Annotated in this window: 15 protein-coding genes and 1 pseudogene; 11 read left to right on the forward strand and 5 right to left on the reverse strand. The window is 40.0% G+C overall.

What is annotated here, in order from left to right; translation table 11 throughout:
• Positions 1 to 4: 4 nt before the first annotated feature.
• A complete protein-coding gene (gene xthA / locus AN390_RS06080; RefSeq protein ID WP_029772525.1) occupies positions 5 to 811 on the reverse strand; it encodes an exodeoxyribonuclease III in 807 nt (268 codons plus the stop codon).
• 241 nt (positions 812 to 1052) lie between these two features.
• On the opposite strand from xthA, the gene AN390_RS06085 reads away from it, so the two are divergent.
• From AN390_RS06085 to AN390_RS19610, 5 genes and pseudogenes are all read left to right on the forward strand, one after another.
• Entirely contained in the window at positions 1053 to 1484 is a 432-nt protein-coding gene (locus AN390_RS06085) for a hypothetical protein (protein ID WP_004587783.1), read from the forward strand.
• Positions 1485 to 1705: 221 nt separating this feature from the next.
• The gene (locus AN390_RS06090) at positions 1706 to 2227 is read left to right on the forward strand and encodes an EF-hand domain-containing protein (protein ID WP_004587784.1); all 522 of its coding nucleotides are present in this window, start codon (positions 1706 to 1708) and stop codon (positions 2225 to 2227) included.
• A 151-nt stretch (positions 2228 to 2378) separates the two neighbouring features.
• A complete protein-coding gene (gene scpB / locus AN390_RS06095) occupies positions 2379 to 2969 on the forward strand; it encodes an SMC-Scp complex subunit ScpB (RefSeq protein WP_024034031.1) in 591 nt (196 codons plus the stop codon).
• Positions 2966 to 3835 (forward strand): 23S rRNA pseudouridine(2605) synthase RluB, encoded by an 870-nt coding sequence (rluB, locus tag AN390_RS06100; protein ID WP_024034032.1) that lies wholly within the window; start codon positions 2966 to 2968, stop codon positions 3833 to 3835. Before scpB ends, rluB begins: the two co-directional genes overlap by 4 nt.
• A gap of 265 nt (positions 3836 to 4100) precedes the next feature.
• Positions 4101 to 5336 (forward strand): annotated as a pseudogene (locus tag AN390_RS19610) (IS3 family transposase).
• A gap of 37 nt (positions 5337 to 5373) precedes the next feature.
• Here the strand turns inward: AN390_RS19610 and AN390_RS06120 are convergent.
• Positions 5374 to 6120, reverse strand: coding sequence for a YciK family oxidoreductase (locus tag AN390_RS06120; RefSeq protein ID WP_004587787.1), 747 nt, complete (start codon positions 6118 to 6120; stop codon positions 5374 to 5376).
• Between the two features lie 227 nt (positions 6121 to 6347).
• Here AN390_RS06120 and AN390_RS06125 point away from each other — a divergent pair, with 227 nt between their 5' ends.
• Together AN390_RS06125 and sohB are read left to right on the forward strand one after the other, a co-directional pair.
• Positions 6348 to 8777 (forward strand): VolA/Pla-1 family phospholipase, encoded by a 2430-nt coding sequence (locus AN390_RS06125; RefSeq protein WP_054982404.1) that lies wholly within the window; start codon positions 6348 to 6350, stop codon positions 8775 to 8777.
• 100 nt (positions 8778 to 8877) lie between these two features.
• A complete protein-coding gene (gene sohB / locus AN390_RS06130; protein WP_055253273.1) occupies positions 8878 to 9894 on the forward strand; it encodes a protease SohB in 1017 nt (338 codons plus the stop codon).
• A 61-nt stretch (positions 9895 to 9955) separates the two neighbouring features.
• Here the strand turns inward: sohB and AN390_RS06135 are convergent, their stop codons facing one another.
• Positions 9956 to 11287 carry a dicarboxylate/amino acid:cation symporter gene (locus tag AN390_RS06135; RefSeq protein ID WP_004587790.1) on the reverse strand — a complete coding sequence of 444 codons (1332 nt, stop codon included), beginning with the start codon at positions 11285 to 11287 and terminating at the stop codon, positions 9956 to 9958.
• A 188-nt stretch (positions 11288 to 11475) separates the two neighbouring features.
• Here AN390_RS06135 and AN390_RS06140 point away from each other — a divergent pair, with 188 nt between their 5' ends.
• Together AN390_RS06140 and topA are read left to right on the forward strand one after the other, a co-directional pair.
• Entirely contained in the window at positions 11476 to 14784 is a 3309-nt protein-coding gene (locus AN390_RS06140) for an Ig-like domain-containing protein (RefSeq protein ID WP_054982406.1), read from the forward strand.
• Between the two features lie 253 nt (positions 14785 to 15037).
• Positions 15038 to 17734, forward strand: a complete 2697-nt coding sequence (gene topA / locus AN390_RS06145; RefSeq protein WP_055253275.1) for a type I DNA topoisomerase — start codon at positions 15038 to 15040, stop codon at positions 17732 to 17734.
• Positions 17735 to 17853: 119 nt separating this feature from the next.
• Here topA and AN390_RS06150 read toward each other — a convergent pair whose 3' ends face one another.
• Positions 17854 to 18096, reverse strand: a complete 243-nt coding sequence (locus AN390_RS06150; protein WP_004587793.1) for a hypothetical protein — start codon at positions 18094 to 18096, stop codon at positions 17854 to 17856.
• Between the two features lie 235 nt (positions 18097 to 18331).
• Between AN390_RS06150 and AN390_RS06155 the strand changes: the two genes are divergently transcribed.
• Positions 18332 to 18883, forward strand: coding sequence for a TIGR00645 family protein (locus AN390_RS06155; RefSeq protein WP_055253277.1), 552 nt, complete (start codon positions 18332 to 18334; stop codon positions 18881 to 18883).
• A gap of 126 nt (positions 18884 to 19009) precedes the next feature.
• Here the strand turns inward: AN390_RS06155 and AN390_RS06160 are convergent, their stop codons facing one another.
• Positions 19010 to 20635: an alpha-glucosidase gene (locus AN390_RS06160; RefSeq protein WP_055253279.1), complete on the reverse strand. Its 1626-nt coding sequence runs from the start codon at positions 20633 to 20635 to the stop codon at positions 19010 to 19012.
• A 653-nt stretch (positions 20636 to 21288) separates the two neighbouring features.
• On the opposite strand from AN390_RS06160, the gene AN390_RS06165 reads away from it, so the two are divergent.
• Complete coding sequence (locus tag AN390_RS06165) at positions 21289 to 24075, forward strand: TonB-dependent receptor (protein ID WP_055253281.1); 2787 nt, start codon at positions 21289 to 21291, stop codon at positions 24073 to 24075.
• Positions 24076 to 24185 lie beyond the last annotated feature (110 nt).

Genomic DNA, 24185 nt, shown 5'->3' on the forward strand with positions numbered 1-24185 from the left:
GCAATTATTTAAAAGTTGACCAAATAGGGGCATGGTCAGAGGGCTTTTCTATGCCGCGTAATTCGTAATCTATGCCGGTATCAATACAGCGCTCGGCAAGGGCATGGGTAGCAAGTACAACATCAATACGTAGGCCACGATTATCCACAAACCCTTTAGAGCGATAATCAAACCACGAGTATTTGTCGCTTGTATCAGGGTTTTGCTCTCTGAAGGTATCTTTAAAGCCCCAATTTAATAATTTAGCAAGCCATTCGCGCTCCTCTGGTTGAAACGAGCACTTACCTGTTTTAAGCCAGCGTTTAGCGTTTACTTCACCAATACCAATATCTAAATCGGTAGGCGAAATATTGATATCGCCCATAACGATAACGTCTTCATCGGGCGTGTGGTTTGTTTGTAAATGGGTCATTAAATCTTTGTAAAACTGGCGCTTATAAGGGAATTTTGTTTCGTGATTTATATTATCGCCTTGTGGAAAATAACCATTCATTACCGTTAGGTCGCGGCCATTTTCTTGCTCAACTGTCACACTTATCATGCGTTTTTGTGCTTCTTCAGTGTCGCTGGCAAAACCTTTTAAGACCGATTTAGGCTCATTTTTGCATAACATTGCCACACCGTAGTGCGCTTTCTGACCATGAAAATAAACGTGGTAACCCATTTTTTGTACGTCCTCGAGAGGGAACGCCTCATCATGAACTTTAATTTCTTGCAAACCAATAATGTCTGGCTGGTGTTTATCTATAATTGCTTGTAACTGGTGTAAGCGAGCTCGCAGACCATTGATATTGAAAGAAATAACCTTCATAAAATTTACCTTTAATTAGACTCTGTTTTTATAACTAAATTGTATCAGTAAATAAGCCTACATAACATGATCGAAATGAGAAAATAGCTGCGCAAATGTTGATCAATTGGTGCGTAAAGTTTAAACATTGTAAATGCTTTATTAATTATTTAAATAAATAAAAAATTCAATTGATCTCGTAATGATTGAATATATAATGCGCAAAAATTACTTGTTTAGTCGTTCAAATAGGATCTCTCTCATGAAAACACAATTACTTTTAGCTACTGCTTTATTAGCCTCTGCGTCTGTATCAGCAAAAAGCAACACTTACTTTAGCCAAGATAATAAACTTGAATCTAAATTATGTGTATTAAGTGCAAATGAAGGCTTTAGCGCAGCGCGTAAAGAAGCAGCACAACACGGTGTATACTTATCGCGTTTTTCTAAAAGTGTTTTATGTAATGGTCAAGATATTCGCGACATTGCTAAAAAAGTAACGTCTAACCAAGCTGCTGAATCAAAAGTTGAAGTGTTTGCAAAAGATGCACACCAAGAAACACAGTTATGTATCACAGCGTTAAAGCAAGGCCTTGCGCCTGTTCGCCAAAAAATTGGTAACTTAAACTCATTAAAGTGTAACGGACAAAACGTAACTGAATTTGTAAAGCGTTACCAAAACGCAGCAATCTAATTGCGCGGTAACATGTAGATTAAAATAATGCCCAGTTTGTACTGGGTATTTTTTTGCAAAAATTACAAGGTATGCAGCAATCATTGCAAAGCTAAGTAATTGATTAATGTATATAAAATAAGCTAAATACACGTAACTTATTGATTGTTGGCGGCTTGTGCACTTTGGCATTGGACTTGTATTAGTTAAAGTGACATTTACTAACTACAAGGATACGTCTTATGAAAAAGTTAACACTCGCAACAACTATTTTAGCTTCGTTAAGTTTAGCCGCTTGTGCCTCAAACCAAGGCCTTGAAAAAATCGATAGCGATTTTGCAAGTTTAGATAACGACAGTGATGGTTATATTTCAAAAGTAGAAGCAGATGACGATAGCATCTGGGGCCACTTTTCAAATATTGATACCAATATGGATAACGAGATCAGTCGTAAAGAATTTAACACTTACATGCAGTTAAATACCGGTAAGGTAGCGACTGATAGCGAAGTAAGTGAGTCGGCGTTTAAAGCTAAAATAGCTAAATTTGATAAAATCGAAAATGATTTTAGAAGTTTAGATAACGACAAAAATGGTTACATCTCAGTAGAAGAAGCTGACGATGATGATATTTCAAACCATTTTGGTTACATGGATGGCAACAATGATAAACGCATCAGTAAAGGTGAGTTTAAAGGCTACATTAGCAAATACGGTAAAGCCGTTGCTGAAGATGATGCACTAAAGCATTATAAAAACAGCTAATATTAGCTAAATACGCTACACATAAGAGCCAGCATTAATTGCTGGCTTTTTTGTGCATTTAATTTGTTTTAAAAGCAGATATATTTTCCCCCTTTTGCGATGTTCTGTCATAATAGATGGCTACGTATTTTAAAGGGCAAAGCAAATTATTATGGCGGGTCGTCGAATTAGTGATGAACAATTAATTGAGATCATTGAAGCGGCTATATTTGTCGCAGACAAACCTGTTAGCAAACGCCACTTAAAAGATACCGTATTGGCTGATTTAGCTATTTCAATGTCACGAATTAACACTGCAATAGACGCTATACATACCCACTATCAAACACGTGGCATTAAGCTAGTTGAAGTAGGCAGTGGCTATCGCTTTCAAGCGTGTAGTAGTTTAAGCCCTTGGCTTAGTAATTTATGGCAAGAACGGGCACCTAAGTACTCTCGCGCACTACTAGAAACATTGTCGTTAATTGCCTACAGGCAACCAATAACGCGTGGTGAAATAGAGCAAGTACGAGGCGTAACAACCGGATCAGCAATTATTAAAACCCTCCTTGAGCGAGAGTGGGTTAAAGTAGTAGGGCATAAAGAAGTACCTGGTAAACCAGCGCTTTATGCAACAACAAAATTATTTTTAGATTATTTTTCGTTAACCGGTTTAGATGAACTCCCTGCATTGCCAGCGCAACAGGAAAGTAAAATAAACCAGTTATTAAGTGATCCTTCTGTGAGAGAACCATCCGAATGAGTATTCAAGGTGAAAAGTTACAAAAAGTCCTAGCCCGTGCAGGGGTAGGCTCACGACGTGAAATGGAAAAATACATTGATGCAAACCGCGTTAGTGTTAATGGTAAAGTGGCTAAATTAGGTGACCGTGTTGAGGAAACAGACTTAATACGTGTTGATGGCCACAGCGTAAAAATTGAAGAAAAAGCCGACCGTATTTGTCGTGTAATTATGTACAACAAGCCAGAAGGGGAGTTAAGTACACGTAAAGACCCTGAAGGACGTCGTACCGTTTTTGACCGTTTGCCACGCATAGAAGGTGAGCGTTGGATTGCTGTTGGTCGACTAGATATTAACACGGCAGGTTTAATGTTATTTACCAACGATGGTGAGTTAGCGAACCGTTTAATGCACCCAAGTTATGAAGTTGAGCGTGAATATTCAGCCCGTGTATTTGGTGAAGTGACCAATGAAACCATTAAAAACCTAACGCGTGGCGTAGAGCTAGAAGATGGTCCAGCTAAGTTTTTAACGGTTAAATCTTTGGGTGGTGAAGGCATTAACCGTTGGTACAATGTAACGCTAAACGAAGGACGTAACCGCGAAGTTCGCCGCTTATGGCAATCGCAGGATGTAGAAGTATCGCGCCTTATTCGTATTCGTTACGGAAAATTAGAGCTAGATAAGCGCCTTCCTCAAGGTGGCTGGGCTGAACTTGATTTAGAAACCGTCAACTATTTACGTAAAACCGTTAAATTAGGCCGCGAAACACAAACTAAACTGTCGGTTATGCCTGAAAAACGCAAAGATAAGCGTGCTAAAATTAACCAAATTCGTAAAGCGGTTAAAAAGCATAACCAACGTGTTAAGCAAACTAAGCGTAAGTAATACCAATACGTAATAATACTTAATCATTTTGCGGGGCTAAACGTGTCGTTACCTAGGTAAAAAAATGCTCATTTAGCACAGCTAAATAGCGAATTTTTTGCCAAGCGAATAACACGTTTTTCTAGCCTCAAAGTAGCTCGCTTAATTAAGCGAATAGGTATAATTACAAAAAGATTACCGACAAAAAAGCCGCAATGTATGCGGCTTTTTTTATAATTAAAAATGTCTTGTCCTGAAATGTGTTTACACATTTAGGACTTATTTTATGAAAACCACTAAAACTAAAGACGTTAAGCGTACTCAGCGAGATTATACATTAGGCTTTAAATTATCTATTGTTGAGCAAGTAGAAAAAGGCGACTTCACCTATAAACAAGCGCAAAGTCATTACGGTATTCAAGGCCGCAGTACCGTTCTGGTATGGCTGCGAAAACATGGTAAATTAGATTGGTCTAAACCAACTTATATAGCCAACATGCCTAAATCGAAAGAAACCCCAGCACAAAAAATTAAACGTTTAGAGCGCGAGATAGAAGAGTTACGCCTAAAGGATTTAATCAAAGATGAAATGATTAATATTATGGATGAAGAATATGGAGCGGGCTTGCGAAAAAAGTACATATCCGAGCTATCACGCGCGCAAAAGAAAACCATCAAATAAAGCTTACTCCGTTATGCCGTGCATATGGCGTAACGCGACAAGGTTACTATCAAGCTATGCGCAGAATAGATGCTCGGAATAAAGAATTGGAGCCAGTCAAAGAATTAGTGATGTACTGGCGGCAATTCATGCCTCGTATTGGTGGGAAGAAACTTTATCTGATGATAAAGCCAGACCTGCAAGAGCGTGGCATTAAACTAGGTCGTGATTTTTTTTTTTGATTATTTGAGAGAGCATGACTTTCTTGTAAAACCAAAGAAAAATTACACTAAAACAACAAACAGTAACCATTGGATGCGCAAGTATCCCAATTTACTAAAGTAATACATGCCTACTGCGGCCGAGGAAGTCTTCGTTAGTGACATTACATACGTAAAGTCAGCGCAAGGCGTGCATTACCTATCGTTAGTCACTGATGCTTACAGTCGAAAAATAATGGGTTATGAGCTGAGTGATGAAATGAAAGCAACCGATGTAGTCAGAGCATTAGAAATGACAATTAAGCAACGCGTATATAAACGTGATGCCATTCATCATTCAGATAGAGGTTTACAATATTGCTCTGAAGTATATCAAAATGCGCTATTAAAAGAGGGCATTAGACCATCGATGACCGATGGGTATGACTGTTATCAAAACGCATTAGCAGAGCGTATTAACGGGATATTAAAGCAAGAGTTTTTACTGTATAAATGTCGCAATATGGCAGAGTTAAAACAGCTCGTTGAAGAATCGATATTTATATACAATGAAATGCGACCGCACTTAAGTTTGGATATGAAAACACCAAATCAAGTGCATAAAAAAGACCTGGCGCTTTCGCACCAAGTCTTTCATTAAAGCCGTCAACCTATTTCAGGACGGGACAAAATGTAGTTTACTTTTTTTGTTGCGCATCGAGAGATTCACCGTTTACATCGCTCGAGTCATCACTCATTAAATATAAATACGTTGGCATTAAATCTTCGGGGGTAGCAAGCTTATCGCGATCCTCCCCTGGGTAGGCTGATGCGCGCATAGAGGTACGCGTTGCGCCAGGGTTTATACAATTTACACGGATATTGGTTTTACCTACTTCGCAGGCCCATGTTTGCATCATGCCTTCAACTGCAAATTTAGATATTGCATAAGGCCCCCAAAATTCGCGCCCTTTACGGCCAACGCTTGATGAAGTGAAAACAATAGAGGCATTTTCTGATTTACGCAGCACAGGGAATAGCGCTTTGGTGATCATTGCTTGCGCAGTAACATTCACTTTCATGATGTTTTCAAACGTAGAAGAGCAAAAGTGCTCAAGTGGCCCTAGCGACCCTAAAATACCGGCATTATTCAATAAGCCGTCTAATCGGCCAAATTGACTTTCGATTGTAGCTGCTAAATCGCGGTAGTTTTGTTTTGTCGCGCCTTTTAAGTCCATTGGCACAATAGCAGGCTGAGGGTAACCAGCATTGACAATCTCATCGTAAACGCATTCGAGCTTATTTGTAGTTTTACCAAGTAAAATAACTGTCGCGCCATGCTTTGCGTAGGTAATTGCTGCTACGCGGCCAATACCATCGCCGGCACCTGTAATTAAAATTACTTTATTTTGAAGTGCATTTGGAGTTGCTTGATAAGTTTGCATATAAATACCAATTTATAAAATTTTTTTGATTTTAACATAGCAAATCGTCAAGTAATCGAATTTATTGAAAATTTAGGTGGCGGAATTATAAACTTTACGTTAAGTTTAACTGGTCTAATGTCTCATTAATAAACTGATTACATTGTTTTAACTTTACTACACTGATTAAACACACTTACTTTGAACGAACACACTATAAAAATAAAGATATGTGCGGAGCCAACAATATGAAAAAAATGCTACTCTCACTCTCGGTTACAGCTGCGTTAGCAGGTTGTGGCGGCGGAGAAACATTAGAAGATGTTAAAAACGATACTGCAACCATAATACCTAATGCCACGGTGACCTTTGACCCTGCGAATGGGGTTTTATCTGTCCCTAACGATTTATTAATGAGCGGCACTCAAGACGGCACAATTAATATTCCAGGTGAATTAGACGATGATAACGTCTCTGTGCCTCGCACTGCTTATGCAGATCCGCAATTAGCGCTAGGTGCGTTAGATGGCTGGTCATCGCAAGTGCCTTACAAAATTGATTTAACTTTCCCTACAGGTGTATCGCTTGATGAAACCTCTGCAGCGTCGCCTGGTACAGTAAGAATTTTTGAAGTGGTTATGGGCGCAAGCTTAACTGACGCAGAATGTGCTGTTGTTACAGCTGGTTCAGCGTGTAAATTGGTAGGTGAATTAACCTACGGCGTAGACTTCATTTCTCAAGCCTCTGGCGATGCAGTTGCTATTATCCCATTAAAACCTTTCACACCAGGAAGTTCTTACATAAATGTATTAACCACTGGATTAAAAGACTCTCAAGGGCGTTCTATTCAGCCTTCTTCTACTTACGCTTCTGTAAGTGAAGAAGCGCCATTGATTACTGATGCTCAGCTTGGTCTTCAAGCGGCAGTAAATAGCTATGAGAATGTGGTTGTAAGCTCAGGTGATATTACAAAAGATGATATTATATTTTCTGCTGCTATGACTATTCAATCAGCGGGTCCTGTGCTTGGCACAATTAAAAACTTACTGGCAGCTAGCTTACAAAATGATGCTTTGCCAACACCAATGGTAAGTGTACCTGAACAAGCAATGGTAAATGTGCAGCAAGTATTTGCAGCTGCGGGTGTTAGCGTATCGGATGCGTTCTCTGGTGTGCAATATTTAAAAGGTAGCGTTATGTTACCTATGTATTTAGGCACCCCAACAGGCACTGAAATAAGCGATTTAAATGATACATATTGGCAAGGTATGTGTGACAACGCGGTAGCTGTTTTAGGTTACAAAGCTGCAGCAGGCGAGGCTTTCCCTGCAGAGCCAATTAGCGATAATGATGGGCTTTGTGCTGCGTTAAGTGACGGACAGTTGCGTGATTTAGGTTTAGACACTACGCGCCATTTAACTAAGTATAACTCTATTCCTAAAGTGCAAAGCATGGCGAATGTGCCAGTGCAAATAACCAAACCTATTTTACCGGTTATTAATTTTATTCGTGATTCACAAGGTCTTGATCCAATTGAAATGCCAGAAACTGGCTGGCCAGTTGTTATTATGCAACACGGTATAACAACAGACAAAGAAAGCATGTTGGCACTCACTGCACAACTTTCAATTCAAGGTTTTGCCACAGCGGCGATTGACCATCCTCGCCATGGTGAGCGTGGTGTAGATGTTGATGCTGATGGGACAGATGACTTTAATGCAACAACAGGTTCAGTACTAAGTTACATGAACTTAAACTCGTTGTTAGTGGCTCGTGATAGCTTGCGTCAATCATCAGCAGATTTATTAGGCTTACGCTTAGGTTTAAACTTTATTAATGATGCGACAATTAACGCACAAGATGTAACCTATGTAGGGCATTCTTTAGGCTCTATTGTTGCACCTGCATTTATAGCTCAGGCTAATACTCCGCTTGCAGATACAGTTGACCCATTATTTAAGGTAAACACGGTAGCACTTGCCAGTGGCGGTGGCGGTATAGCAAGCTTTTTACTTGAATCGGCTGCGTTTGGGCCATTTATTCAAGGCTCTGTATTATCGCAAGCTGGTACAGCAGAGTCGCAAGAGTTTAACGAGTTTTTACAAGCAGATGCTATTTCAAACTGTGGTACATTATTACCAGATATGGAAGCGTTTTTAACTTGTGGCTATCAGGCGTATGTAACCTCACTTACTACGGCAGGGGAAACTACAAAGCTTGCTAACATTCAAGCGGTAATGACCGAGTTTGCTTTTGCAGCGCAAACCGCACTTGATAGCGGAGACCCAACAAATTACGCAGCAGCGGTAAATGCATTAGGTACCCCTGTATACACTAATGTAGTTGTAGGCGATGGCGCAGATAACAAACCAGACCAAGTTATTCCGCCAGCGGCAGCAAATAACCCTATATCGGGCACAATTCCGTTAGCAACATTAATGGGGCTTGAAACAGTAAGCACTTCACAAGCACTAAGTGAAACCCCGGCGAGTTATTTGGTGAAATTTACAAAAGGGCACCATGGCTCAATTTTAACGCCAGCACAAGACGATGCCCAAGCGGCAACAGTTGAGGGCAGTGCAGCAGCAAACGCTGAAATGCAGCTCCAAGTAGCTACTTATTTAGCTGCACGCGGGCGTATGTTATTAGTCAGTAACCCAGAGGTTGTGACTGATTAATCAGCAAAAACCTTATTAACCTTGAAAAGCCACTGTTTAGTGGCTTTTTTTTGTTATAAAGCATGATAAATTAGCTTAAATTTATAAATGGAGAGACCAGTTGGAATTTTTATACGAATACGGTTTGTTTTTTGCTAAAACGGTTACCTTTGTTATTGCTATTGCAATTATTTTAACTCTTATTGTGGGTTCAGCAGTAAAACCTAAAGCTAAAAAGGGAGCCATAGAAATAGACGATTTGTCTGAGCAACTAGATGACTTAAAACACAGCTTTTTAGAAAATACTTTAACTAAAAAAGAGTTAAAGGCGCATCATAAAGCGCAAAAAGTCGAGTCTAAAAAAGCGGCAAATGATGAGCCGAAGCCACGCCTATATGTTATTGATTTTATAGGTAGTATGGACGCTCATGAAGTTGAAAGCCTACGCGAAGAAGTGACCGCAATTATTGCCATTGCTAATCCTGAGAAAGATAAAGTATTAGTTCGCTTAGAAAGTGGGGGCGGCGTGGTGCATGGCTATGGTTTAGCTGCATCGCAATTACAGCGTTTTAAAACTGCAGGTATTAAGCTTTCGGTTTCTATTGATAAAGTAGCAGCGAGTGGCGGTTACATGATGGCCTGTGTGGCCGATGAAATATTAGCGGCTCCTTTTGCTATAGTTGGCTCTATTGGTGTAATTGCACAAATACCTAACTTTAATAAAATTTTAAAGAAAAACGATGTAGAGTTTGAGCAAATTACAGCAGGCGAATTTAAACGTACGTTAACCTTGTTCGGCGAAAATACAGATAAAGCCCGCGAAAAGTTTCGTGATGAAATAGAGCAAACACATGGTTTATTTAAAGAGTTTGTAAGCAGCCAACGGCCAACACTTAGTATTGATAATGTGGCAACGGGTGAGCATTGGTTTGCAACACAAGCAATTGAAAAGGGCTTAGTTGATGTAATTAAAACCAGTGATGATGCGTTATTAGAGCAACAAGCTGAGCGTCAAATATACAAAGTAAAATACAAAATTAAGAAAGGGTTAAGTGATAAGTTAGCAATTGGGCTAAGTAGCTCTGTAAATAAAGCAGGCGTTAATTTAATGTCGCGTTTTAAAGCAATGAACCCATAAAACGTTATTAAAGGTAATAAAAAACCCTTGCATAGCAAGGGTTTTTTATGGGCTTAAATAATTACTCAGTAGATTTGTGGTAATCTTCTAAGTCTTTAGCTGCGTTCGGGTCGTTAAATATTGTTTCATCTAATTGACCTTCTGATTTAGCAACCACACAAGTTACCATACAGTCACCCGTTATATTAACGGCTGTGCGCGTCATATCGAGTAATCTGTCAACACCAATAATAATTGCAATCCCTTCTACTGGTAAACCTACTTGGTTAAGTACCATTGCAAGCATGATTAAACCCACACCAGGCACACCCGCAGTGCCTACCGAGGCAAGCGTTGCGGTTAGAATAACCATTAAGTAATCAGAAATCGTTAAATCAACAGCAAACACTTGTGCAATAAATACTGTTGCCACGCCCTGCATAATGGCTGTGCCATCCATGTTAATGGTAGCGCCTAGCGGAATAGTAAAAGAGGCAACCGAGTTATTAGCGCCGAGTTTTTTGGTCGCAGTTTCAAGTGTAATAGGCATAGTCGCGCTTGAGCTTGAAGTGCTAAAACCAAATAAACACGCATGTTTCATTTTAGCTAAAAAGGTAAGCGGGTTAAGGCCTGTTAATACTTTTAAAATAATACTGTAATTAATAAACGCGTGAATTAATAACGCCGCCACTACTACAAGGAAGTACTTAGCTAGGCTGAGTATTAATCCCATTTCGATAGTGGTAAAAAGTTTAGCCATTAAAAAGAACACACCGTAAGGTGCAATGTTCATAAGTAGCGTTACTAGTTTTAAAATAACCGTGTTTAAATCTTCAAATACTGCGGCTACACGTTTACCTGCTTTGCCACTTAGCGCCATTGATACACCAAATAAAAGCGCAAACACAATAACTTGCAGCATGTTCCCTTTAGCCATCGCTTCGAATGGGTTAGTAGGGAACATATCGATAATCACTCGCGCTAAGGTAGGGGCTTCTTTAGCATTAAAGCTTGCATCTGATGGCAGTGCAATGCCTTGACCTGGGTTAAATAATAACGCCAGTGAAATAGCTACGGTAATTGCCACGGCAGTTGTAACTAAATATAAGCCAATCGATTTACCACCTAAACGGCCTAATTTTTTAGGATCGCTTAAGCTACACGTACCACATACAAGTGATACAAATACCAGCGGCACAACCAACATTTTTAAGCTGGCAATAAAAATTTGTCCGCCAACATGGAAAAGGCCATCTACAAAAAAAGCTTTAATTGGCAAAGAGAATAACCCAAGAGGAATTAGATAATCGTCTTCACCAGCTAATATAGCCTGAAATAAAAAGCCTACTGCAATACCTAGTGCCATGCCAATCATGATACGGGTAGTTAAACTCATTGAACGTATTTTAGACATATTCCCTAATCTATTTTTTCAAATTTGCCATAGACTACCAGCAAGGAAATATTTACTACAGAAAAAAATAGCCTTTGCGGAATTATTTACATAAAAAAGTGACAAAAAACTGTGATATTAGACTAAGTTATAGGTTAATATTAGGTAAACAACTATTAGTAAATAATAACAACGCTAGGGAGAGGTCCATGCCTTTAACGCGACTACTCAGCATTACACTATTTAGCATTTTGCTTTGCGCTTGTGGTGGTGGTGGAACAATCGAAAAAGACGGCACCATCGGAGATGATGACGATTCTACTACAGAAACATCCACTTACACGGTAACTTTAAAAGGTTACTTACAATCTAGTGACACTGAGTCAAACACGGTCACAGCGGCTGCTCCTTTAGAGCTTAGAGCTACTTTAGAAGATGAAGATGGCGATGCAGTCTCAGGTGAGCGTATTACTTTTACCCTTGCTGACTCAATCGGTGAACTAAACCCTACAGCAGGTACAGCGTTAACCCAATCAGATGGTATAGCGATACTGGAACTTACCGCGGGTGAAAATGCAGGAGCTGGTGAAGTAACAGCAACCTATACAGTAGATGGCGAAAGTTACACCGATACGTTTGCATTTGAGTCGGATGGCGCACAATCAACAGATCCACAATTGAGTGTAACGCTTGTTGATTCATCTGGAGCTACGACTCGAAGTGTTGATTATTTAAACCCTGTTACCGCGCAGGTTGAACTATTAATTGATAATGAACCCGCTGCTTACCAATTAATTGAGTTTGTACTTACTGGTTTAGGGAGTATAAATCCTACAAATGGTACAGCTTTAACAAACGAACAAGGCATTGCAACAATTAGCTTGCTTGCAGGGACTGAAGCTGGGGCTGGCTCTATTGTGGCCACCTACACCGATAACGAAAATACTGTTTATAGCTCTGAAGGTTATACATTTACAACTGAAGGGGATGCGCCCATTCAAGGTGAATCATTAGACTTTTCTATCGGTTTAAGTCTTACCTCTTCAACGACGTTATCAGAAATTAGCACAATCAGCGCTGCAGATAGCGCAGTTGTTAAAGCAACTATTCTTGACGGAGATGGCGTTGAAGTTGAAGGGGCAGTTGTAAACTTCTCATCAACTTTAGGTAATTTAATCCCAAGTATTGGTACTGCACTAACGAATGAGAGTGGTGTTGCATCAATTAACTTAACTTCGGGTACTGTAGAAGGTGCAGGCGTTATAACAGCCCAGTACGAAGGTGTTGAGCAAACGCTGGGTTTTTATACAAAAGGTGATGCTGTAAATCCAGACCAAAGTACTGCAGATATTAGTTTTTCAATCCTAGAAAATTGTCCAGCAGACTTTAAATCTCAAAGAGATGCAAGCCAGTGTGATCTAGTAACTAGTATCTCAGGTGATTCAACGGCGATTCTTTATATCGAAGTGACTAACGAGAATTCGACAACTCCTCTTACGCAGACCCTAGTAACAGCGAGTACAACAATTGGCTCAATTACACCTTCAACTGGCACGGCTATTACCGATGCAAATGGTATCGCACTTTTAGATATAGTTCCTGGTCAAGATGTAGGCGCCGGTGAAATTACTGTGTCAGTGCTCGATAGCGATTTAACTAAGGCATTTCAAATTGCTGCTGTAGATGTTGAAATTGCTATTAGCAGCTCGGTTGCAGACGATGAACTATTAGCTGCAGGTGCAACAGCACTTATCTCAATTGAAATCTCAAAAGACGGTGAGCTATATACCACACCACTTACTGTTGAATTTTCATCTGGTTGTGTTGGCTCTGGCCAAGCACTTATAGACGAAACAGTAACCAGCATTGGCGGCTTTGCACGCTCTACATACCGTCCGCTTACTTGTGTGGGTGGCGACATAATTACGGCTACCGTGATCACCGGTGGCGATACGGTTTCTGCTAGTACCACTATAAATGTATCACCTGCCAATATTGGCTTTTTACAATTTGTAGAAGTGACTGAGCCAGTAATTGCATTAAAAGGTACGGGTGGTGCTGACAGAACTGAAATCTCTGAAGTAACATTTAAACTTGTGGATTCAAATGGCAATGATTTAGCTTCAAGAACGGTTAACTTTGAGCTGTCAACGGCAGTCGGTGGTATAACGTTAGGCACAGCCAGTGCAATTACTAATGCCAGCGGTGAAGTGACTACCTCAGTTCAATCAGGTTCAATTGCTACGCCTGTGCGTGTTATCGCTTCTAGCGAAGAAGACGTAGATGGCGACACGGTTATTGTAACCGCCCCTTCAGATATTCTTGTAATTAGTACAGGTATTGCTGATCAAAATAGCTTTTCGCTATCGCGTTCAATATTTAACCCTCATGCGTTAAATGTTGATGGTAATACGGTATCGGTTAATGCTCGCCTAGCTGATCACTTTAACAACCCTGTGCCAGATGGAACAGCTGTTAGCTTTATCACAGAAGGGGGCGTAATAGAGCCCAGTTGTACAACAACCAATGGTACGTGTAGCGTAACGTGGACCAGCAGTAACCCACGCCCGTTTACTGACTCTATGTATGAAAATACCATTACGCAAAAGTGTGATGGTGGCTTACCATGCCCATTAGGAATTTTAAATAATGACTTAACGGTAGATTTACCGTTAGGTGGACGTGCAACTGTACATGCTTATGCAATTGGTGAAGAAACGTTTTCTGATTTAAATGGCAACGGCTACTTTGACAGTGAAGACTTTTTTGATGATTTATTTGATATTCCAGAAGCCTTTATCGATAACAATGAAGATGGCACCTATGGCGGTAAAGACTGTAATGATGGAACCGACCCCTGTTCACGTGATAACTCAACCGGTGATGAGTTTGAAGAATTTGTCGATTTTGATGGCAATGGTACATGGACCACAGAAAACGGCCTATACAATGGTTTACTGTGTCGTGAAGAAGACGAAGCCGCAGGTATTTGTAGTCGTCAACTGGTTAATGTATTCCAAAATCAAGAAATAGTGATGTCAGGGGATGCTGCGTTCTTCAGGGTTGTTACGTTTGCTGATGACTGTGCCGCAATACCTGGTGTTACAGCGACCGAAGTACGCGTTAATAGTGACCCTGCAAGTCCACTCGTACGTAGGAATCCTGTAGATCCAACAAGTGCGCAAATGTGTCAAATATCGCAAATTGATTTAACCGAAGGCACCGGGGTTACTACTGCTGGGGTGACGGTATTCATTGCAGATATTTATAATAACCCTTTACCAGCGGGCTCTGAGGTGAACGTCAATACGGATCAAGGAGAACTTTCAGGCACGACGAATTATACTTTCCCTAACACGACAAGTATTCAACCTGCTAATCTTTCATTTAGCATATCAAGAGTGTTAGTTGAAGATAGAAATGCGGTAGTTAGTGGTGCTTTAACTATTACCACAACGGCAACATCAGGTTTGATTTCGTCGTCGTCAATAACAATATTACACGATGCAAAACTGTAATTCGGTAATGATTAAACAAAAATGCCAACCTTAAGGTTGGCTTTTTTATTTGTGTTCTATATATTCCACAGCAATTATTTTAAAAACACCGGTTTGTATAATTTAACAACAAAAATTGTTTGTTTATTCAGTAAATACTGAAAAGTTTGTATTAAAAGCTTGTAACAATAGGTGTTTGTAGATATACCTATAAATATTCGCGCCGTTTATGTCGGCAAAACACATTTAAATATTTGGTTAGAAATAGGCAACTATGGGCAAATCGCTAGTAATTGTAGAGTCACCTGCTAAGGCTAAAACAATTAATAAATACTTAGGTAAAGACTTCATCGTAAAGTCCAGTATTGGACATGTGCGTGATTTACCTACTTCAGGTTCGAACAAAGCTAAAGTACCGGCGACTAAAACGCCAGCTGAAGTTCGTAAAATGGAGCCTGAAGAAAAGGCAGCGTATAAACAGCAACGAGATTACACTAACTTAGTTGCACGTATGGGTATTGATCCTGAAAAAGGGTGGGAGCCACATTACGAAATTTTGCCAGGTAAAGAGAAAGTAGTTCAAGAGTTAAAAAAGCTGGCCGAAAATGCAGACCAAGTTTATCTCGCAACGGATTTGGATAGAGAAGGGGAAGCAATTGCTTGGCACCTTCAAGAAATTATTGGTGGTGAGCCTGAAAAATATAAACGCGTTGTATTTAACGAAATTACAAAAAATGCGATTCAACAAGCGTTTGAAACACCTGGTGAACTAAATACCGACATGGTATATGCACAACAAACACGCCGCTTCTTAGACCGTGTAGTTGGCTTTATGGTATCGCCATTATTATGGGCTAAAGTAGCGCGCGGGCTTTCTGCTGGGCGTGTGCAATCGGTTGCGGTACGTTTATTAGTAGAGCGCGAACGTGAAATTAAAGCGTTTATTCCAGAAGAGTTTTGGGATATACACGCCGATGTTAAAAATACTGAGTCACAATTACGCTTAGAAGTCACCAAACAAGCTGACAAGCCATTTAAGCCGGTAAATGAGGCTCAGGCTACAGCCGCAGTTAAAAGCCTTGAGACAGCCGAATATAAAGTAATAAGTGTTGAAGAAAAACCAAGCAAAAGCCGCCCAAGTGCGCCTTTTATTACTTCAACCATGCAACAAGCCGCCAGTACACGTTTAGGCTATGGCGTTAAAAAAACAATGATGCTTGCACAGCGCCTCTACGAAGGCGGTTACATTACTTATATGCGTACCGATTCAACTAATCTGTCAAAAGATGCAGTTGAAATGTGTCGTGATTATGTAACCCAAGAGTTTGGCGCAAAGTACTTACCTAAAGACCCAATTAGCTACAGCTCTAAAGGCAACGCACAAGAAGCGCACGAAGCGATCCGTCCTTCAAGTGTCACTGTACTTTCTGGGCATGTTGAAGGTGTTGATGCCGATGCCAAAAAACTGTACGAATTAATTTGGCGTCAATTTGTTGCCTGTCAAATGGTACCTGCAGAGTACGACTTAACAACGCTTACTGTGGCCGCTGATGAGTTTCAACTAAAAGCAAAAGGGCGAGTACTTCGCTTTGATGGTTGGACAAAAGTACAACCTGCGGTACGTAAAAAGAATGAAGAAGATCAATCGCTGCCAGCAGTAAAAGAAGGTGAAGTACTTAGTTTGATTGAGCTTGACCCTAAGCAGCATTTTACTAAACCGCCAGCGCGCTTTAGTGAAGCAAGTTTAGTAAAAGAGCTTGAAAAACGTGGTATTGGTCGTCCATCTACGTACGCATCAATTATTTCAACAATTCAAGACCGTGGTTATGTACGGGTAGAAAACCGTCGTTTTTTCGCTGAAAAAATGGGCGAAATTGTTACCGACCGTTTGGTTGAAAACTTCACTGATTTAATGAACTTTGACTTTACAGCAAAAATGGAAGGTCGTTTAGATGATATCGCCGAAGGCGAGCGTGTATGGACCCAAGTGCTTGATAAGTTTTATGCTGATTTTTCTACGCAATTAAACATAGCCAAAGATGAGCCAGAGCAAGGCGGAATGCGCCTTAATCAAATGGTCGAAACCGACATTGACTGCCCTACATGTGGCAGAAAAATGGGTATTCGAACAGCATCAACGGGTGTTTTCTTAGGGTGTACAGGTTATAACTTACCGCCTAAAGAACGTTGTACAACCACTATGAACCTAGTGTCAGGGGATGAAGCGGTTGCGGCAGATGTTGAGGACATTGAAACTGAAACATTAATGCAAATGAAGCGCTGTCCAATCTGTGAAACGGCTATGGACTCTTACCTAATAGACGAAACCCGTAAATTACATGTTTGTGGTAATAACCCTGCATGTGAAGGGTATATCGTTGAGCAAGGTACCTTTAAAATTAAAGGATACGATGGGCCTATTATCGAATGTGATAAATGTGGTTCAGACATGGAGCTTAAGTCGGGCCGTTTTGGTAAGTATTTTGGCTGTAACAACGAAGAGTGTAAAAATACGCGTAAGTTACTTAAAAACGGCGAAGCTGCGCCACCAAAAGAAGATCCTGTGCACATACCTGAACTTGAATGTGAAAAGTCAGAAGCTTATTTTGTTTTACGTGACGGGGCTGCAGGTATTTTCTTGGCGGCTAACACTTTCCCTAAATCACGCGAGACGCGCGCGCCTAAAGTGGCTGAGCTAAAGCGTTTTAGAGAGCGTATTTCACCTAAGTTTTATTACTTAGCTGATGCGCCAGAAAAAGATCCTGATGGCAATTTAGCCGTAGTACGTTATAGCCGTAAAAATAAAGCGCAATACGTGATGACTGAAGTTGACGGAAAAGCCACAGGCTGGACCGCTCACTATGAAGCGGGTAAATGGGTAGAAGAAGCGAAGAAAAAAGCAGCGCCTAAAAAGAAAGCGGCTGCGAAAAAATCGCCAGCTAAACCTAAAGCAAAAAAAGAAGCTGAATAAACGTTAAAATTTATTTAGCCTAAGACAAATAAAAACCGGAATACACAGCCTGTGTCATTCCGGTTTTTTTATGATTATATGCGTCGCAATGGCTTTATTAGCCGCATATTTTTTATTGTTTAGATTTGTACAGTAGATACTTTTTTGTAGCCTTCAGACTCTAATTCATCATTAACGCATTGAAGAACATAGCCAAATAGATCGTCGTTACTTACATCATCATCTTTAGCCCAATTTACACACATATCTGTGTATTCTTTAATTGTTTGTGCAGAAGCTACTGGTGCATCGTCTGCGATTGCAACCGTTGCAGATACAGCAAAAAGTGGTGCAACTATTAATGCTAGCAATGCTTTATTCATTTGTTGATTCCTAAATAAATGGTTTTACGATTTAAATACATTTTAAAGCTGTATTTAAATAGTGCCCAATGCAGAACAACTCTGTTGGTGTAGTGATTTTTAATCGAAATTAAAATAAAAGATAACGAAAAATTTTTATCGTCAAGATGAGTAAATTACGCTTAAATAATTATATAAGTAATTGTGTTGTAATAAATTATAAGCTAAGGTCGCTTTTTTATAAAAAGATAAGTTAATGTCAGAACACCAAGCAAAACCAACCAGTACGCCTCGTAAAATACACAAAGTAGAGCAGGGCTTAGAGTCGTTTATATTTAAAGGGCGCTGGTTATTAGCCCCGTTTTTTGTAGGCCTACTATTTGCTGTAATATTGCTATTAATAAAGTTTTTTAAGCAACTTTATTTAATGGGTATTGCCACTTTTAGTGCAACAAACCAAGAGTTATTAGTGGGTATACTTACCCTCGTTGATACCGCTTTACTGGCTGGTTTATTACTTATTATTATTTTTAGTGGTTATGAGAATTTTGTTTCAAAGCTTAATATTGAGGGCCACGAAGATAGGCCGTCATGGATGGGAAAAGTAGGTTTCTCTGGCTTAAAAATGAAGCTTATTAGCGCAATTGTTGCCATATCTGCGGTTGAGCTTTTAAAGGTATTTATTAATTCTAATATTCATTCAAGTGAGGAGCTATTTTGGAAAGTGATTATCCATGTCACCTTTGTAAGCTCTGGCGTGTTATTTGCGCTCACTGATTATTTAAATAGTAAAACACAATCACATTAGAAAGGTTAAGTTAGTGGTTTGGTGGCCTGTATTTCGTCTTAATACCGGCTATAGCAGTCCCACTATTTGAGCGCACAAAAAAGCCCGATAAAATCGGGCTTTTGAGCATCATACGTCAGGGCATTCTTATTTTACAAAAGCAAAGTAACAGCCAAAACCATTCATGTTTAGCTTATTACCATCTAAAGTAGCATTACAATGAGATAGTGAGTCATGCGCCTCAGTCACTGTTTTAGTCAACTCAAATGTTTGATTGCTATCAGCTAAGTTAAACACACATAACATAGTTTGCTCGTTTAGCGTTCTGTAAAAAGCGAGGATAGGCTCAGCAGTATCAATAAAATTAATATCGCCTGCTAATAACACAGTATGCTGTTTACGCCATGCCATAAACTCACGATAGGCATTAAGTATAGAGTTTGAATCTTTATCTTGTACAGACACAGCCTGCTGCGTATGCGCGCTATCAACCGGTAACCACGGTTTAGCAGCACTAAATCCTGCGTTTTGTGTGTTGTTACCTTCCCATGGCATTGGCGTTCTACAGCCGTCGCGACCTTTAAAGTTTGGCCAAAAGGTAATGCCATATGGGTCTTGTAGGTCTTCAAATGCTACAGAGGCTTCACCTAGCCCCAGCTCTTCACCTTGGTACATACATACGCTACCACGCAAAGAAGCTAATAAAGCTGTAAGCATTTTGCATTGTGCTGGGTTTATTTCACCATTTTGGCTCCAGCGGCTCGCAACACGCTCTACATCATGGTTGCTAAACGCCCAGCACGGCCAACCTTCAGTCATGCGTTGCTCTAGAGTCTGTACGGTTTCTCTTATGTATTCACTTGAATAATCATCCGTGAGTAGCTCAAAACTGTAACCCATATGCAGCTTATCTCCGCCTTGGGTATATTCTGCCATTGTTGCCAATGAATCTTCCGATGAAATTTCACCAAGTGATACAGTACCCGGGTATTTATTAAGTAGTGCACGTATGTCTTGCATAAACTCAATGTTTTCTGGTTGGGTGTTATTATAATAATGGTACTGAAACGCGTATGGGTTATCTTCACTAAAGCCACGGCCTTGGCGTTTATCTTTAGGCTTTGCAGGATTGTCACGTAATTGTGCATCGTGGTAGCAAAAGTTAATAGCGTCTAATCTAAAACCATCTACACCTTTTTTAAGCCAAAACTCTACGTTTTCTAAAACAGCTTTTCTTACATCTGGGTTATGAAAGTTTAAATCAGGCTGTTCGGTTAAAAAGTTATGTAAATAATATTGACCGCGACGAGGCTCCCATTGCCAAGCACCGCCACCAAAAATAGATAACCAGTTATTAGGCGCTGTGCCATCTTCTTTAGCATCTGCCCATACGTACCAGTCAGCTTTATCATTGTTTTGGTTTTCGCGGCTATCTAAAAACCATTGATGTTGGTCTGATGTATGGCTTAACACTTGGTCAATAATAATTTTAATGTCGCGTTTATGTGCTTGATCTATTAACTCATCAAAGTCGTTTAGGTCACCAAATATGGGGTCTATATCGCGATAGTCACTTATGTCGTAGCCAAAATCTTTCATTGGAGATTTGAAAAAAGGAGAAATCCAAATAGCGTCAACGCCTAAGCTTTTAATGTAATCAATGCGATTAATTATCCCTTTAAGATCACCAATACCATCGTTATTGCTGTCTTGAAAGCTTCGCGGGTAAACCTGATAAATAACCGCACCTTTATACCACTGCTGTTGGGCCATGCTTTTCTCCGTCGTTCCACACAGTATTTATATTGTTATTAGTTTGATTGAAACAATCACTAAATTTTCAAAAAGCATACGTGAAGGGTGCTGCTCTGTAAAAAGTCTGCATACGTATGCAGCTAATTTACTTACATAAAAGCGGTTTTAGCTAAGCAGAAAGTTACGCATAAAAACCGCTGCAGCACTTTTACCAATCATGTTTATTTATGTGTAACTAAAACAACTGGCTATTTTGGTGCTTATTTTTAAAGGGCTGCATAGCTTTGGTGATTTCATTCTTTGGTCAGACCAATTTAATCTGATATTTTTTACAAAAGATATGCGTGTAAATTTATAAAAAACCTTTAATTAACGCTATTTACAAACGATGACAAAGGGATTTCAGTTAAATAATTGATGTATTTTTATAATGATAATAAATCACTAGGTTGCACCAATATAAAACTATTTAAAACAGTGGGTTAAAGTTTTATTTGTGAACTCATTGTTAACTTTTAGCCTTTTGCATAGTACTGAATACGTATGCATAAAGTTGTTAATAAAATAATTCGAGCGTTAATATTGATGCTGACAACAAAATTAGCTCGCCTGTTTGACTATCACTCAAATAAAGAAGCGAGTATCACAATATGGGTAACGGGAAAAACATCATGTCTATGTTCAAACCAAGTATATTAACGTTGGCAATGGCTACTGCAGGATTAGCAAGCTTTGCCTCTGTAGCAGCACAAGAAGATACAGTTAAAAATGATGACGTTGAGGTTATCGAAGTAAAAGGCTTTCGTGGCAGTGTTGTAGAATCAATCAACACAAAGCGTTTTTCTACTCAAGTCGTTGAGTCAATTTCAGCTGAAGATATAGGTAAACTTCCTGATTCGTCTATTGCTGAGTCTATTGCACGCTTACCAGGTTTAACGGCGCAGCGCCTAGATGGTCGCGCAAGCAGAGTATCAATTCGTGGTTTTGGTGAAAACGAAAGTGGCACCACATTTAATGGCCGCGAGCAAGTATCTATTGGCGATAACCGCGGCGTAGAGTTTGACCTTTACCCATCAGAAATTATGAGCGGCGTTACCGTATATAAAACACCTAATGCAAGTATTGAAGCAGAAGGTATTGCCGGTGTTATTAACATGCAAACCGTACGTCCTTTAAGTAAAGGCGAGCGTGTATTCCAAGTTAATGGCCAATACGAGCAAACTAGCTTTGATAAACTAAACCCAGACGGTAACGACGATGGTTACCGCGGTACTATTTCATACATTGATCAATTTGCAGATGACACCATAGGTGTTGCGTTTGCACTAAATACCATGAGCTCTCCAAATCAAGAAAAACGTTGGAACTCTTGGGGTTACCCTGAATTTACTGCTGATGATGGTCAAACGTACTCTATATTAGGGGGTGCAAAACCATTTGTACGTTCATCAACCCTTGAACGTGACTCAGCAATGCTCGTACTAGAGGCCGCGCCTACAGACAAATTAAACATGACGTTTGATGCGTTATATGTTGATTTTACAGATGAAAAAATCTTACGTGGTATCGAAATTCCATTCGCATGGGGTCAAGGTTCGATTGACCCTGCAAGCGTAGCTGTAGATGACGCAAGTGGTTTTATTACCAGTGCGGTAACAAATGGCCAACGTGTGGTTGTTCGTAACGACTACGAAGAGCGTGAAGCAGAACTAACCGCGTTTGGCTTTAACACTAAATACGATATTGATGACTCGTGGTCAGTAGAGTTTGACGCAAGTTACTCTCAAGTTGACCGTAAAATTTGGAGCCTTGAGAGCTACTCTGGCACAGGCCGAGGCGATGCTCGCGGTGTTGCAGATAACCTTGGTTACACATTTAACGGTGGTAATACAGGTGCTACGTTTACTCACGATTTAGATTACAGCGATTACAGCTTAATGCAATTAGGTGGTCCTTTATCATGGGGTGCAAGCTCTGCTTTAAATGATAAATATGGCTTAACCGGCACCGAGTATGAAAACCAAGCGCAAGATGGTTTCATTAATGCACCTACAATTGAAGATGAGTTATCTACGTTAAAACTAGCGGCATCTAAAGTATTAGAAAACGAATACTTCAGCTCAATTGAATTTGGTATGTCTTATAAAGAGCGCGAAAAAACCAAAGATTCGCAGGGCTTCTTTATGACGTTATCTGGGTTTTCACTTGATAACCCGGGTTTAGTTACCGTGCCAGAGCAGTATCGAATGGGCAGCGTTGATTTAGACTTTATTGGCATGGGCGATATGATTGCCTACGATGTAAATGGTCTTGTTAATGACGGCTACTACGACTTACTAGATGAAAGCTTAACAAATACGAGCCACTTAACTAAATCGTGGACCGTAAAAGAAGAAATTACCTCTGCATTTGCACAAGCTAATATTAATGCCGAAGTAAGCGGCTTAGCGTTAACGGGTAATATCGGTGTACGTTACGTTCACACTGATCAGTCATCGCAAGGTAATGCATTTAGTACTGTAGATGGCATTGTTGTGGCATCACCTACCAATATTAGCCACGATTATTCACACGTTTTACCAAGTTTGAACTTATCACTTGCGATTGATGAGCAGCAAACAGTACGTTTTGGTGCAGCTAAAACAATCTCACGCGCCCGTTTGGACGAGATGAACTCATCTATTGATGCATCATACAACACAACGCCTGATGAAAACGGTAACTTTTGGTCTGTATCGGGTGGTAACCCTAACCTAGAGCCTAAAGAAGCAACTGGTTACGATTTAACGTACGAAAACTACTTTAGCGATGAAGGTTACTTCTCTGCTGCGTTTTTCTATAAAGACTTAACCCAGTGGATTTTTGACGGCACATACGAAATTGATATGTCGGGCGTTGCTGCCCCATCAACAGGTGAAATACCAGCTACTTCTGAAGGTACTGGCAGTGGTAAAGTAAATGGCGGTGGCGGCGACCTATACGGTTACGAGCTATCTCTCGCATTGCCATTTAAAATTTTCCACCCATCACTTGAAGGTTTTGGTTTAATTGCAAGCCATACAGGTATTGAGTCTGATATTGAAGATCAAAACGGCAATGAGTACGAGTTACCGGGCCTGTCTGACAAAATTCAAAGCTTAACGGTTTACTACGAAATGAATGGTATTCAACTGCGTACCAGCATGCGTAAACGTAGTGCCTTTAAAGGTGATGTATACGGGCTAGGTTTTGATACCGAGCAAGTGGATATCCTAGGCGAAACAATTTGGGACATTCAAGCTGGCTACGACTTTAGTGAGGCCGGTGTTGAAAGCCTTGAAGGGTTATCAATTCAGTTCCAAGTTCAAAACTTAACAGAAGAGCCGTTTACATCGCTTTCTGGCGATAACGCGCTACAAGTTCGTGACTACCAAGATTACGGACGTACTTACTTGTTAGGCTTTAGCTACAAGCTATAATAAAGGTTGTGTGTAGGAGCCCTTGTAATTTGTTTTACAAGGGCTTTTTTATAGCTACTTTATCTAAATTTTATCAAACTTAACAAAGCTTTAAACTGTAAACGTGGACA

Source organism: Pseudoalteromonas sp. P1-11 (assembly GCF_001399995.1).
GTDB lineage: Bacteria > Pseudomonadota > Gammaproteobacteria > Enterobacterales > Alteromonadaceae > Pseudoalteromonas > Pseudoalteromonas atlantica.